The sequence below is a fragment of the Serratia sp. FS14 genome (assembly GCF_000695995.1).
In the GTDB taxonomy this organism is placed as follows: Bacteria; Pseudomonadota; Gammaproteobacteria; order Enterobacterales; family Enterobacteriaceae; genus Serratia; species Serratia nematodiphila.
Genome location: NZ_CP005927.1, coordinates 1,076,968 through 1,089,281, shown reverse-complemented (window position 1 = coordinate 1,089,281; position 12,314 = coordinate 1,076,968). Strand labels below are relative to the sequence as shown.

14 protein-coding genes and 1 pseudogene are annotated in these 12,314 nt (G+C 49.3%); 4 read left to right on the top strand and 11 right to left on the bottom strand.

Features of this window, described 5'->3' with window-relative positions:
* Nucleotides 1-30: 30 nt before the first annotated feature.
* The gene (locus L085_RS05020) at nucleotides 31-1,566 is read right to left on the bottom strand and encodes an MFS transporter (RefSeq protein WP_044030224.1); all 1,536 of its coding nucleotides are present in this window, start codon (nucleotides 1,564-1,566) and stop codon (nucleotides 31-33) included.
* Between the two features lie 140 nt (nucleotides 1,567-1,706).
* Here L085_RS05020 and L085_RS05015 point away from each other — a divergent pair, with 140 nt between their 5' ends.
* Together L085_RS05015 and L085_RS05010 are read left to right on the top strand one after the other, a co-directional pair.
* Entirely contained in the window at nucleotides 1,707-2,609 is a 903-nt protein-coding gene (locus tag L085_RS05015; protein ID WP_044030222.1) for a LysR family transcriptional regulator, read from the top strand.
* Between the two features lie 199 nt (nucleotides 2,610-2,808).
* On the top strand, nucleotides 2,809-3,147 hold the full coding sequence (locus L085_RS05010; RefSeq protein WP_044030221.1) for a colicin E1 family microcin immunity protein: 339 nt from the start codon (nucleotides 2,809-2,811) through the stop codon (nucleotides 3,145-3,147).
* Nucleotides 3,148-3,495: 348 nt separating this feature from the next.
* On the opposite strand, the gene L085_RS05005 is transcribed toward L085_RS05010, so the two are convergent.
* The 8 genes from L085_RS05005 to L085_RS04970 form a co-directional block, all read right to left on the bottom strand.
* Nucleotides 3,496-4,350, bottom strand: a complete 855-nt coding sequence (locus L085_RS05005) for a DUF4942 domain-containing protein (RefSeq protein ID WP_044031932.1) — start codon at nucleotides 4,348-4,350, stop codon at nucleotides 3,496-3,498.
* 229 nt (nucleotides 4,351-4,579) lie between these two features.
* On the bottom strand, nucleotides 4,580-4,948 hold the full coding sequence (locus L085_RS05000; protein ID WP_025160422.1) for a TA system toxin CbtA family protein: 369 nt from the start codon (nucleotides 4,946-4,948) through the stop codon (nucleotides 4,580-4,582).
* A gap of 63 nt (nucleotides 4,949-5,011) precedes the next feature.
* On the bottom strand, nucleotides 5,012-5,347 hold the full coding sequence (locus L085_RS04995) for a type IV toxin-antitoxin system YeeU family antitoxin (protein ID WP_044030218.1): 336 nt from the start codon (nucleotides 5,345-5,347) through the stop codon (nucleotides 5,012-5,014).
* Nucleotides 5,348-5,356: 9 nt separating this feature from the next.
* Nucleotides 5,357-5,836: a DNA repair protein RadC gene (gene radC / locus L085_RS24375; protein WP_071841599.1), complete on the bottom strand. Its 480-nt coding sequence runs from the start codon at nucleotides 5,834-5,836 to the stop codon at nucleotides 5,357-5,359.
* A 182-nt stretch (nucleotides 5,837-6,018) separates the two neighbouring features.
* Nucleotides 6,019-6,639 (bottom strand): hypothetical protein, encoded by a 621-nt coding sequence (locus L085_RS04985; protein ID WP_044031931.1) that lies wholly within the window; start codon nucleotides 6,637-6,639, stop codon nucleotides 6,019-6,021.
* A 27-nt stretch (nucleotides 6,640-6,666) separates the two neighbouring features.
* Nucleotides 6,667-7,221 carry a hypothetical protein gene (locus tag L085_RS04980; RefSeq protein ID WP_044030216.1) on the bottom strand — a complete coding sequence of 185 codons (555 nt, stop codon included), beginning with the start codon at nucleotides 7,219-7,221 and terminating at the stop codon, nucleotides 6,667-6,669.
* A 247-nt stretch (nucleotides 7,222-7,468) separates the two neighbouring features.
* Nucleotides 7,469-8,350, bottom strand: a complete 882-nt coding sequence (locus L085_RS04975) for a GTPase (RefSeq protein ID WP_226988572.1) — start codon at nucleotides 8,348-8,350, stop codon at nucleotides 7,469-7,471.
* Nucleotides 8,351-8,432: 82 nt separating this feature from the next.
* Complete coding sequence (locus tag L085_RS04970) at nucleotides 8,433-9,239, bottom strand: hypothetical protein (RefSeq protein ID WP_044030214.1); 807 nt, start codon at nucleotides 9,237-9,239, stop codon at nucleotides 8,433-8,435.
* A gap of 613 nt (nucleotides 9,240-9,852) precedes the next feature.
* Here L085_RS04970 and L085_RS25930 point away from each other — a divergent pair.
* Both L085_RS25930 and L085_RS04960 read left to right on the top strand, forming a co-directional pair.
* Nucleotides 9,853-10,484 (top strand): annotated as a pseudogene (locus L085_RS25930) (inovirus Gp2 family protein).
* Between the two features lie 170 nt (nucleotides 10,485-10,654).
* Nucleotides 10,655-10,864 carry an AlpA family transcriptional regulator gene (locus L085_RS04960; protein WP_044030213.1) on the top strand — a complete coding sequence of 70 codons (210 nt, stop codon included), beginning with the start codon at nucleotides 10,655-10,657 and terminating at the stop codon, nucleotides 10,862-10,864.
* A 30-nt stretch (nucleotides 10,865-10,894) separates the two neighbouring features.
* Here the strand turns inward: L085_RS04960 and L085_RS25170 are convergent, their stop codons facing one another.
* Together L085_RS25170 and L085_RS04955 are read right to left on the bottom strand one after the other, a co-directional pair.
* On the bottom strand, nucleotides 10,895-11,515 hold the full coding sequence (locus L085_RS25170) for a hypothetical protein (protein WP_144240649.1): 621 nt from the start codon (nucleotides 11,513-11,515) through the stop codon (nucleotides 10,895-10,897).
* A gap of 59 nt (nucleotides 11,516-11,574) precedes the next feature.
* Nucleotides 11,575-12,294 (bottom strand): SprT family zinc-dependent metalloprotease, encoded by a 720-nt coding sequence (locus L085_RS04955; RefSeq protein WP_044030211.1) that lies wholly within the window; start codon nucleotides 12,292-12,294, stop codon nucleotides 11,575-11,577.
* Nucleotides 12,295-12,314: the final 20 nt, after the last annotated feature.

The window sequence follows — 12,314 nt, the reverse complement described above, 5'->3', positions numbered from 1 at the left end:
CACTTAATATTTATTTCTGATGATAAAATGTCAGGCGGCGACCGAACGCGGCGGATAAATACGGGTCGGCATAACTAAAATCAGCGCGGTCAGTAATAACGCCAGGCCGGCAACCAACAGATAAAGATCGGCGCTGGCCAGCACGTGGCCCTGCCGGGCGGCAAGCTGCGCCAGCTGCTCCGCCGACCCCGATGCGCTGCTGTAGGCCGAGCCAAAACCGTCGGCGATCGTGCCGGCGTGATAGTCCCCGCGCTGTCGGCTGAGCAGCGCGATGGCGCCGCCGGCCGCGGTGGCGGCGAAGCCCTTCACCGCGTTAAACCAGGCCGCCGCAAACGGCCCGTCGGTCGGCAACAGCCCACCGGTCGCCTGCATCAGCAGGGGGATGATCGCCATCGGTTGCGCGACCGCCTGCAACAGCGCGATAACGCGAAACGTGTCGCCGTTCCATTCCGGCGTCAGCTGGGCGGCCAGTACGCAGGCGGTGGCCATCAACAGCAGGCTGATCGCCAGCACCCAGCGGCAATCCACCCGCGGCGTATTGCAAATTATGGCGACGATCGGCAGCGTAATTAATTGCGGCAACGCCACCCACAGCATTAAGTCGGAGGTTTGTTCCTGACGGTAACCCTGAATCGCGGATAAATATCCCGACGTGATATTGACCAGCGACACCATAATTAACAGCACGCCACCCAGCGTAATTAAGGAGAAGGACAAGTTCCTTTTGCTTAATAGCTGCAAATTGAAAAAAGGCAGCGGGTGATACCATTCGTTAATCAGAAATAATGCCAATAGCCCAATGCCGCCCAACAATAAAACGTAGATCAGCGGCGAGTTCAGCCAGTCGAGGCGCTCCCCCTGTGAGATGCCCATCGTCAGCATGCCGAGCGCCATGCCGCCGAGCAGCAGGCCGCGCCAGTTGAACTGCCGCAGGCGCTCCAGCCGCAACGGATCCTGCGGCAGGCCGTAACCGATGCACACGGCCGCGATCGCCATCAGCGGCAGGTTCCAGTAGAAATATCCGCTCCAGCCCCAGTGAAAGGCAAAGGCGGCGGCGGTGGCGCCCAGCGTAGCGCTCCAGGCCGAGACCCAGCCGTAGGCGCCCAGCCCCAGCACCTTGATCAGCGGCGGCATAAAACGCAGCACCACCGTCATCAGCATCGGCGGCAACGCGCCGCCGGCGAAGCCCTGCAGGCTGCGCACCGCCAGCAGCACGCCATATTGTTCTCTCAGCCAGGGCGTCAGCAGCCCGCTGGCCAGGTAAATGCCGCACATCGTCAGCGCCACCCGGCGCAGCGAAAAGGTCGGCCAAAAACAGGGCGTGAACCCGGAACCGATCACAAAACCGGTGACGTAGCACGTGGTCAGCCAGCTGCCGGCATCGAAACTCAGCAGCATGCCGCCCTGTATATCCGCCAGCGCGAACTTGCTGGCGTTTTCCCCCACGCCGCTGGCCATCACCGCCAAAAACACGCCGAACAACCCCAGCCAGGTACGGCCGTTGATTTCGCCGGCGCTGGCGAGCCATCTATTCTTGTGATGCGGCGTAACAGACACCTCAACCATTCCCCACTCCTGCTGTTTCAGCCTCAATCTTTGTTGTCGTGGGCAGTATCCGGGCTTATTTCGATTGTTTAAAATGAAATGATGTAATTAACTAGTTGCACAAAACGCAATCCATTGAGTGCACCACCACCGGAGAGGCCATGCCGCAAAAAATTGATTTCAACCTGATCTATGCGCTGAATCTGCTGCTGGAAGAAGGGAGCGTGAGCGGCGCCGCCGAGAAGATGAATCTGAGCGCGCCGGCAATGAGCCGCATTCTTGGGCGCATCCGCCGGCAGTTCGACGACCCGATCATGGTCAGAGCCGGTAAGCATCTGGTGCCGACGCCGCGTGCGCTGGAGTTGAAACGCCAGCTCGGCGACATCATCGAACAGGCTGCCGCGCTGATCGCACCGAATGATGCATTCGAACCCGGCAAGCTGACCCGAACCTTCACCATTCGCGCCAACGACATTTTTATCGGCGCGCTGGCGGGCGGCCTGCTGGAAACGCTGCGGGACATGGCGCCGTTAAGCGGCCTGAAGTTTACCGCAGAAAGCGACGGCGAGGATGATGCGCTGCGCAGCGGCAAGGTGGATCTGGTGATCGGCTCCTCGCGCGACTGGCATCCGGAAATCAAAACGCAGAGCCTGTTCACCAGCACCTTTCAGGCGCTGGTGCGCCCTGGGCACCCGATCATCGGCCGGGTAACGCCCGAAACCCTGACCCATTACCCGCATATCAGCGTTTCTCGCCGCGGGCGAACGCAGGGGCCGATCGACGACGCGCTGCGCGATCTCGGCCTGCAGCGCAACGTCGCCCTGACCCTGCCGGGCTTTCATTCGGCGATGATGCTGACCATGAAGTCGGACTTTATCCTGCCGCTGCCGCGCCACGTGCTGCAGGGGGTGAGCAATATCCACCTGCCGTTGGCGGAGATCGAGCTGCCGCTTGAGCTGGAATCGGTGTTTATCGTCCAGGCCTGGCACCCGCACCTGGATCGCGATCCGGCGCACCGCTGGCTGCGGCAGACCATCAAGCAGTTCTTTTTGCAGCGGGAGTGAGGGGGCTATGTGTTGGGGAGAGGGACGCTCGCTGCAGAACCCAAATACGCCTGCCAGATAAGCCGGTAATATGGCATTTTGCCGAAGCCCTGCGCATACTCAGACGTCTTGGGTAAACCGCGCAACGCGGGCAATGGCATCGATATTCCATTTCGCCAAGCACGAAAACAGAAAGGAACTCATGCCCAGGGAGGCGCAAATGACCAAAGCGTATTATTGGAAAAGTCAGGTGTGGGGCGTGACTTACTTTTTTATCGCGCTTTATTACATCTATTCTTTCCAGGACATGGTGAATATCGCACTTTCGTTGATCCTCTCCATCCTGAGCTTTTTACTGTATCCCTGTGCTAAAAAAGGCACTGAAACGGCCGCCCTGCAGTTCACGAGTGAAGAATTTTGGCACCGCGGACTGTTCGCCGATACCATAGGCAAAAATGGCGTGCTGATCCTGTATTATGCATTCTGTTATGTCATGGCCCTGCCGCTGGGCGCCCTGTATCTGCTTGCCCTGTTTCTCAGAAATAAAAAGGCCGCGTAAGCGGTTTTTACGTCAACGGCTTACTGCCTCATAGTCCTTCTTCATGAACGTTTCTTCTACCCACGCAAGCTGCACTAACACAAAGCGAAAGAAGCAAACTCACTCTACCGGAGCCGACAATCACAGAGGAGGTTGGGAGATATTGATTGGCGATCACAGGAGTCGCATAAGAACGTCAATATCATGATACTAAAAGGATTATTTAGTATGGATAATTAAGTAACCCCCATAAGCACCCCCAAATGCTTTTGCTTGCTCCTTTTTGTATAAAAAGCAGGCAACGAATGACTCGTGGATCTTGCGGATTTTACTCCATTTTTGATGCGGTAAACAGGCTCACTTATCGCTTCAAAATGAATAGAGAGCACGCTCTTCTCGAGCTAACATCCCTGGATAGTGCTTCGCCACGATATCATTCATTTTCTCCACCAGATCCAAGCGTTTGAAAATTACATGCGCGGTACCTTTTTGAAAATAGCGGATACCAAACAGATCATCCTCGTAGCTCTGTTGACGAGGGTTATCCCGGATATACTCCATTAACCGCACAGAGATATCCCCACGATTGTCAGGAACGGGCTTACCATCCAACAGATACAACATTCGCTCCAAATCAACTAACTGGTCCCGCCGCCAGCCCCAACTTAAGCTGAATCCCCAACGGTTATGCGTGACCAGATTGTTAACAATGATTTTTTTGCCGAACATACAGGGACTGTTTGTTTTATATTCCCATGATAGTCCCCTGAAAACATTGATAACACCGCGCTCAAATACATCCTGTTTATTCAGATGTAGCTGTTCAAAAGTGCTGAGGATATTGTCTTCATTGATAGCTGGTAGGTCGCCCCCGTCCAAATTTTTATACCACTGCTCGCGAGCTTCAGCATCCATGAGAGCCAGCATGCCAGATTTCATCATCAGATCACGCCAAATACTGCGATCGATATTTTGGGTGATCAACTTTATAGCTTTGTCTGGCATTTCCATTAACCAGCAGTCATAGCGACTTCCTTGACTCATCGCCCACTCGCCAGCAGTCCCCCCACCAATTGAAGAAGTGAGTGAAGAAATTTCACTAAGCTGATAGATCAGCTGTTCTATCTGTTTCAGAGCGCTATCACGGCCAGCAACGATTCGCGCTACGCTGGTCGAGCAAATCACCTCGCTATGTTCAACTATTACTTCGGTTTCAGTTTGCATCATCGTAATCCTTACATAAAAGTAAACACGCCTACCAAATCAGTTAGGCGTATTATGCAACAGATAAAAAGGGGATAAAGCTCAGGAAAGATAGTGTGGAAAGCGTTTCGCAAAACCTAGATGGCTAATAGCTTTATTGCCTATCGAATGCGAACTTGCCCTCAAAAAAACAAAATCTGCCAATCTGGGTGGACAGGTAATCAGCATGCCAGCGGTAATCCGGACAGGCTCATGTCTGCTTTTCGCCCCGGATAACTGAGGTGATGGTCTGGTAACCCAGACGGGTCATCAGGCCGGTGGCTCGACGGGCACGGAGAATATCGATAGCCGTGATGAAGGGAGATTGTTCCTGGCAGGAGAACCCCCGGCGATCGATGCGAACCAGGTCGAACTTTTCCACCGTGAAATTCAACGCATCAGCCAGAGAGATACCGGCATCAATATGTTCGTGGATCACCGCGTCATCACTGAACTCGGTATCGTTAAGCGCCAATCCGTAATGCTGTTCCAGCAGATACGTGAGCATGGATTGCCAGACAATAACGGGTGATGGGCAAGCGTAAGCCGCCTGTTTCGGAGTGACAGGTAAGATTTGCATGTGGGTTATCTCGTTGTTAGTCAGATGAAAAAAGGGAAAGTGATAGAGATAAAAAACGAAGATTTATGCCGTTGATGAAGGCGTAGGATAAATGGAGAGATACACATAGCCGTGTGATCCCAGGCTATCGGCTTCACAGGTTAGTCCATTGCGGTAAAGCGTGACGCAGTGCTGATAGCGGGGATTGAGTTCACCAGAAAGCAGCATCAGTTCCAGGTGGTTGATGAACTGCGGGAAAGTGTTATCTACATCTCGTAGCTGCGCGTCGCTGAAGGTCCCGCTGATATCGGCACGGTCGATCAGAAAATGCAGCCGGTCACCTTCCTGTACCAGGCGGGCACCCAACTGCGGAGTGACGTTGCGTTTGAGTCCCCAGGCCGGGGCAATGATTGGTGGCATCGTATCGCCCTATAACAAGCCGTGTTCAGCAAACGAATACACCGACATGCCGCCGACAATACAATGATCCAGTACTCTGACCTCAACCAGTGCCAGCGCATCTTTAATCCTGCCGGTGATTTGACGATCGGCAACACTGGGCTCAGCGTGGCCGGAAGGATGGCAATGCGCCAGAAGCACCGCAGCAGCATTGTGCTTCAGTGCCGCCTTCACGATTTCGCGGGGGTGGACCTCGGTACTATTGATACTGCCGGTGAACAACGTTTCGTGGGCCAACAGCCGGTGTTGATTGTCCAGCCAGAGCACCATAAACACTTCACGCTCCAGCTTAGCCATGCGCAATCGAAGCCAATCGCTGACGGTACCAGGTGAAGTGAATGAGGCTCCCGGCTCACGCAAATGGGCCTCCAGCAAGAACAGGGCGCGTTTGATAGTACGTTGTGTACTTAATGGCAGTTCAGTGACTGCCGGGGATAAGGTTAAGTTCATGAGGTTATTCCCGTTGTTTTCAGTCGTTCATAAGCATGATGTCACTGCATTCAGGGTTCATTGAGCGGTAGCGCAGGAGACGGCTTGAAATAGGTCATCTCAGCGCCTAAAAACCAAAAACCCCGTCGCGATCGGCGACAGGGCTCTAAGTCAGTAGCAAACTGATAGCGGTAATCAATCAGCTAGAGATGATCAACAAGACGCTTGAGTGGAGATAGTTGACTATTGCCTGATTTGATGTCGCATGATGTGGTCTTGGCATTAACCAATGCCTTGCCCAGAGCGGGTGTCAACAATTTCGCCGGGTATTGGAAGCTGTACGCCAGAGGGACATGATCGAAGCTGCTGTCGTTGTGGTAGAAGTGAAAAACAAAGGTCCCTTCCTTACGCTTCTGCATGGCAGAAACCGCCTGTGCCAAATTAGCCGTCAGAAGGCTGTCCATCAACGTATCGGGATGATCGATACTGATGTTCATTTGATGGGCCCCGGCCGGGTAATACTGCAGAGTCATTCCCGTTGCCCCCTCGGCCTTATCGCCATAGATATCTTTCAGGTAATACATGATGCCCAGACGTGCTTCATCGGCGTTGCAGGTGAGCCTGAATTTCTCAGTAACCTTTCCCTTCTTCCCCGTGATGATAAATTCATCAACGCCATCCATAATACGGTCATGCTCAACCTGTACGCTGTCAGCCACCACATTCCGGTATTCTATCGGCTTGAGATCATAAGCCGCTGCGCATGCGGCCTGGCTCAACAGAGCGCTGACCAGCAGGGTAAACATCATTATCATTTTTTTCATGTTCATCATCTCCTTGATAAAAATCACTTATTCCGAATCCGTTAGCGTGACGTAAATATTACCGCCTGAACGCACTTCTATCGTCAGCGGCTCTTTTGAGCCGGTATTCAACAAAGCCTGAGCCTGATAAAAACGCCCTGCCACCTCCTCTTTAATATCTGTGATACGGATACAGTGCTCCTCTATGCCCTGACGCTGCAGGATTTTAGTGACCACCGGGCAAGCACTTTGCGCCAGCCGTTCGGTACCTGATTGCGTTTTAAAATGATTACCGGCCACGGCTGACAATACGGTACAAATCAGCCATACCTGTAACAAGCGCCAGGGCTTCCCCTGACGCTCGTCACGTTGACGGAGATAAACCATCGGAAGCAAGAACCATCCCATTGAAGGGGGCGTGATCTCCTGCTTCATCAGGTTAAGTCGGTCGAGCAGCACCCAAATAAGCGAGAGCACCATATACAAGCCAAGAGCAATCTCTTTAGGAAAGAAAATGGCGAAGGGTATCCAGATAACCGGAAGGCCAATGGATAAACACCAGGCATAGGTGTCTTGCTTAAGAAACGGATAAGGTTTCAACATAGAGAAATATTCCTTTATTAATAATTAATTAGAAAACAGTGGGATTAAACGACCTCCCCAGCGAGGGGATCGTATCGGGATGTAAAGAGGAGGGATAATCGTTAGTGAAGATCAATAAACCGAAACCGATCGTTGAAATCTATCGATATAAACGATCGTTAATTGCCATTTAATAGTCAGAAGCTATAATAAATCTATATTCGATCGGCGAAACAGATCGAACACAAGGCAGGTTTCTCGGCATACGTTAAAAGAAGCGATGCCAGAGCAATTTGGCCAAAGAGAGCAATCGAGAGCGCACCTGTTTTAACCACGTTCTTAATGTATGTGACTCCAGTAGGGATTCCACGCTTGCGTCAAAGATGTCACCTACAACGCGGCCAAAGCCCTCCTGCGCCGTGGTGGTCACCTTCTCTGTCCGATACTCAGGCTCAAGCTGACGGGCAACCGCACTGCTGGCTTTGTCGGGTAAAACGGTGATGAGGATTTCGACCCACCCAGGAATATTGAAACCTTCAGAGGCGGAAACCGCCAAGACAGGATGTACGGGAGAAAATACGGTATTCACCTGGGTCACTTTCTCCTGAAGGTTCTGCTGTTGCCGCAGAGAAGGTTGGCGAGTTGCAATATCCCATTCCCGGCAAGGCTCAATTTTATCGGCCTGGTTGAGGACGAACAGACACCGGGCGGGATCTGCCCCCTGAGAAACCAACTGTCTGTAACACCGGATATCATCATTCCAGGCGCGGTCGTCGGCTTTGAGTACCCAGACAATCAGGTCCAGTTTATTCAGCCAGTGTTGGTACAAATGGGCATACATCTTATCAAGCGTGGGTGTTTCACCGATCCCTGGGAAATCAATAATGTTGAGAGCATTCAGACCACCAGAGGTTTTGTACTGTTGAGCAAAACGGGTACACCCCTTCACCGCATCCACGTTGGCAGGAGGAGACGTAAAAAGCGTATTGCACAGGCTGGATTTCCCTACGCCAGTTTTGCCCATCAGTCCGATTGTCGGTTCATAGGCGATCACTTCATCGAGTCGATGAAACACTCTTTGAGATATTTCTCGGGGAAGAGTCTGTAACAAAGAAGACAGAGGCTCATAACTTTTCTGTTTTTTATTCATTGCGTTACCTAAGATAATTAAGTTAAATACCACTTCAATGATATTTAACTAAGAAATTATCCAAATAAAAAACAAGAAAAATCTAGATATTTAACAGCCCCCGCCCTTTTAAATTAAATCTTTCTTTGTTGTTAATGTTTTTAACTCCAGAGAAAAAACCATTATCTCCAATGAAAGTGTTTTTTACCTCGCTCACTCTATCTGAAAAAAACTTAGGCTCCTTAAAAACCGGAATAAAGAAACCACTATTATCCCTGTGTTCCCTTCTCCTCTCAAAAACAGGTACAACTCCGGAGTACTTACTTGAGAAATTCCTGCGCCACCCTTTATTAATAAGATCTGACTGCCTCAAATATCTAATATTGAAGAAATCATAATGCCCACTATATTTATTCCACTCTGTAGAAGTAATTATCATAGGCTGATACATAACGCGATATTTAAGCTCCACACTTGAAACATTTGAGTTCTTCTTTAGACTCCCGGAAAACTGTAGTCTGAGAAACACAAAAATCGCACTGTCATCATCCACCTTATGAACATTTTCCCCATACACCTCCTTATAAAAATCAGCAAGAATCCCTGTATTGGCCGCTTGGGTTATCTGTTCAGAATAAAACAACTTCCTCTCACTAGGCGTAGAAGCCAATGCCTCTTCAAGAACGAGTGCCCCATGAGAAGGGAAAATATCCTGTCTGGGATAGTAGTGATCATAAATCTCTAACTCAGGCCTGACTTTCCGCACATCGTTAGCATGCGGCCTTTCTTGCATGAGAAGCGACTCGACGTATTTTGACTGCGTCATCCCTGCTTTCTTGGCTGAGTTAATGACCCGTTCATAGAGCGCCTTATCGGAAAGATAGGTCGTTATCTTGTACTTGCTTGCCATCTCTTGCTTTCCCCCACAGCCTTGACTTTAAAAAGTAACTTACTTTACAACAAAATCATATATATCATGAGATTATTTTAAATAGAAACAAAAGATCAAGATTTTCAAAGGATCTCTTTGGGAGCAAGTAAAGCGCATTGGGTACGCCAATACATAGGGGTATGTAAAAAAATACTGCGCATCCCATTGATTGATCCATGAACACCCTCCCTACAAAACAGCGGTGGCGTTGCCGGTACTGGTTCAGTCTCTCCCATGCCACTCGAGGGAAGAGATAGCAAATGTGCCAACCAGAACAGGTTGCCCTGCGCAACAGCCCTTCCCTGCAAACAAGCATGTAAATATAGCGTTTTAAAAAAGCATAACTCCAGAGTAAATTATCCAAAAAGTAATCAATAGAATCGTAGGCTGACACCTCGCCCAGTCTGAAAATCGCCATGAAATTTGCTTATTGCAAACTAAAATAAAATCTCGGATTGTTTAATATATATATACAAAGAACACAATGGATTAATTATATACAAATAAAATTGAAGATATGAAAGATGATTTTAATAATTAAATACAGGGTATGGGATGAGATGAAGACAATTAAACCCTGAGGGCATACATTATGAAAGCAAGCACAACATCACATAACAATCACTACCTAAATAGGTTTGAGCAAGTCATAAGTCTCGCTTTGGCTAAACACCCCAGAACCTTAGCTGCACGTATTGACCTGCACTTGCCTAATGAAGTATCTCGTAATGACAAAAATGTCATATCACGTTTTACAGATGCCGTTAAAGCGAAAGTAAAAGCAGATAGGAAAAGAAGTAAAAAACCAATCCCAAGGCACATGACTCTGAAGTCCATTACATATGGGTGAAGGAAAGTAACCAAACAGGAAACAAAGTCCACTACCACGTTCTCCTAATGTTCAATAAGGATGCTTACTGGACACTGGGCAGCTATTCGGCGAGAGATAATCTTTCGGACATAATTATCCAGGCATGGTGTAGCGCACTTAGTGTCGATAAAGAAAAGGACCGTTCTCTTGTCTATTTCCCCAGGAACCCTTGCTATCACATCAATAAGAATGCCCTGACGAAAACAAATGACTACCAAGCTCTTTTAGACCGTATCAACTACATGGCAAAACACCGGACAAAGCAATATAGCAATCAAGCACGCTCCTTTGGATGCTCAGTGAACTCTGGCGTTCTGATGGGGAAACGAACAAACAAGTACATGCCTACATAGCTACCAAGGGTGGCGTCAAGGTTCTCCCATCATCTGATGGGGAGCCTGCGCTCTGCCCCAACTGCGAATTATTTATTTCTTACTCGGTAACCCATCCCTTGAGGGAGGCCAAGTAGAAAACCCAAACGGCATTCCTCCTTTAACCATTTGACTTAAAGGAGATTTTAACCATGAATACCAACACACCATCTCTGCTAAACGATCAGCTTGTCGACATGGCGTTTATCACTCAGTTCACTGCATTAAGCGACAAATGGTTTTACAAACTGATCCAGCAGGGTGAGTTCCCAAAACCTATCAAACTGGGGCGCAGCTCCCGTTGGCTACAGAGCGAAGTTGAAGCCTGGGTGCAGCATCGAATAGACCTTTCTCGTCAATAACACCCTGTTTTTCATACACGTTAGACCCCTTCATCTTTTTCCTAAAGAAGGTAAACCACCGGAAACAACGATTCGCCTGCCACCAATGTATTGGTCCATGATGTCCCCAGAACGAGCACGCCCTGTTTTTTTACGCTTAGCAGGTACTTTCTTGTTTTTACTCGCCTTGTTTTTTGCTTCAATTCTTTTCTTAGCATGCGAAAGTATAATCAGTCGACCTGACATCAAACTCTGCCGCGACAAATCTGCTGCATCATAGCCATTCACTATAAGCGTTATTTCCTTTTCAATTTCTAACAACGTTTTTTCGGCTACAAATTTATCTACCACACTGGTATATTTTTTATCCAATTTCTTAGTGAGCGCCCAATGGTAAGAAATCGTGGATACACTTTGTTTTTTAGCGGTGTGGCGGAGGGATTGAGAAGAAATGCCTGCTTTGGCATGAGCCTTGTCGAGATGTTTTTTTAATCGTCTGGCGTCTTTAAGAGAAACATTACATATTGGACATTTGCAGGCTTCTGGGGTAACTGATGGCGCTTCCACTGTAGGCTTAGATACCATCTTCCAACCATGCTTACTAAGCAGATGGTTAGATAACATATTTAACCCGACCTCCGCATTGCACAGTCCACATACAATTTTTTCCATTTTCTTCACCTTAATGTAAGCGAGATAGCCCTCAAAAAAGCAGTATCACATCCATATTTTTAACCTACCATAATCATCCCTGCCATCCCATCCAGCCGTTCTTTTGTCATTTCCCACTTCGGCATAACCTGCCCCATAAGCCGATAGAAGCGTTCACTATGGTTGTGCTCGGCCAGATGACAGAGCTCATGCAAGATAACGTAGTCGATGCATTCCCGGGGAGCTTTGACCAGGTTTGGGTTTAGGGTGAGCCGGCCGTTAGGGGAACAACTCCCCCACTGCGTTTGCATGGTGAGAATGTGCAATGGGGGCGGAGCATTGACCCACAGAGCCTGCTCGAGCATGGCTTCGAGCCGTTTGGCGAAAACATCCTTGGCACGAGTCTTATACCAATCGATAAGAAGCTGCCGGACCTTTTCAGGGCTCTTCTGACGCAAGGTAACCTCCAGCTTTCCACGCAACATTTTTACGCGTTGTAACCCTGCAGGTTCTTCAATCACCTTCAGCAAGTATTGTTTGCCAAGATAATAATGGCTCTCACCGCTGATATACTTACGTGGCGTAATGTACTCAAGCTGTTTACGGAAATCACGGAGCTGCCGGTAAATCCAGCGTCCTCGTTTTTTTACTGCCATCAAAACGGCCAGGTCATCAGCCTCTTCAGGTGCAGAGACAACCACCCGGCAATCAGGATGCACCTTAATCAACACACGGCTTGTTGCATGAGGACGAGACTCACGGTCAAAGTTGATCCACTCATCTCCGTAGATAAAGCTCATAGCCTGTACTTGCGTGTGAA

Excerpts from the sequence above, each read along its gene's own strand:
- L085_RS04980 (WP_044030216.1), bottom strand. The coding sequence starts at position 7,221 with ATGTTGAAACCTTATCCGTTTCTTAAGCAAGACACCTATGCCTGGTGT.
- L085_RS05020 (WP_044030224.1), bottom strand. The coding sequence starts at position 1,566 with ATGGTTGAGGTGTCTGTTACGCCGCATCACAAGAATAGATGGCTCGCC.
- L085_RS04970 (WP_044030214.1), bottom strand. The coding sequence starts at position 9,239 with ATGGCAAGCAAGTACAAGATAACGACCTATCTTTCCGATAAGGCGCTC.
- L085_RS04960 (WP_044030213.1), top strand. The coding sequence starts at position 10,655 with ATGAATACCAACACACCATCTCTGCTAAACGATCAGCTTGTCGACATG.
- L085_RS05010 (WP_044030221.1), top strand. The coding sequence starts at position 2,809 with ATGACCAAAGCGTATTATTGGAAAAGTCAGGTGTGGGGCGTGACTTAC.
- L085_RS04985 (WP_044031931.1), bottom strand. The coding sequence starts at position 6,639 with ATGAAAAAAATGATAATGATGTTTACCCTGCTGGTCAGCGCTCTGTTG.
- L085_RS04995 (WP_044030218.1), bottom strand. The coding sequence starts at position 5,347 with ATGCCACCAATCATTGCCCCGGCCTGGGGACTCAAACGCAACGTCACT.
- L085_RS04955 (WP_044030211.1), bottom strand. The coding sequence starts at position 12,294 with ATGAGCTTTATCTACGGAGATGAGTGGATCAACTTTGACCGTGAGTCT.
- L085_RS05015 (WP_044030222.1), top strand. The coding sequence starts at position 1,707 with ATGCCGCAAAAAATTGATTTCAACCTGATCTATGCGCTGAATCTGCTG.
- L085_RS04975 (WP_226988572.1), bottom strand. The coding sequence starts at position 8,350 with ATGAATAAAAAACAGAAAAGTTATGAGCCTCTGTCTTCTTTGTTACAG.
- radC (WP_071841599.1), bottom strand. The coding sequence starts at position 5,836 with ATGAACTTAACCTTATCCCCGGCAGTCACTGAACTGCCATTAAGTACA.
- L085_RS25170 (WP_144240649.1), bottom strand. The coding sequence starts at position 11,515 with ATGGAAAAAATTGTATGTGGACTGTGCAATGCGGAGGTCGGGTTAAAT.
- L085_RS05005 (WP_044031932.1), bottom strand. The coding sequence starts at position 4,350 with ATGCAAACTGAAACCGAAGTAATAGTTGAACATAGCGAGGTGATTTGC.
- L085_RS05000 (WP_025160422.1), bottom strand. The coding sequence starts at position 4,948 with ATGCAAATCTTACCTGTCACTCCGAAACAGGCGGCTTACGCTTGCCCA.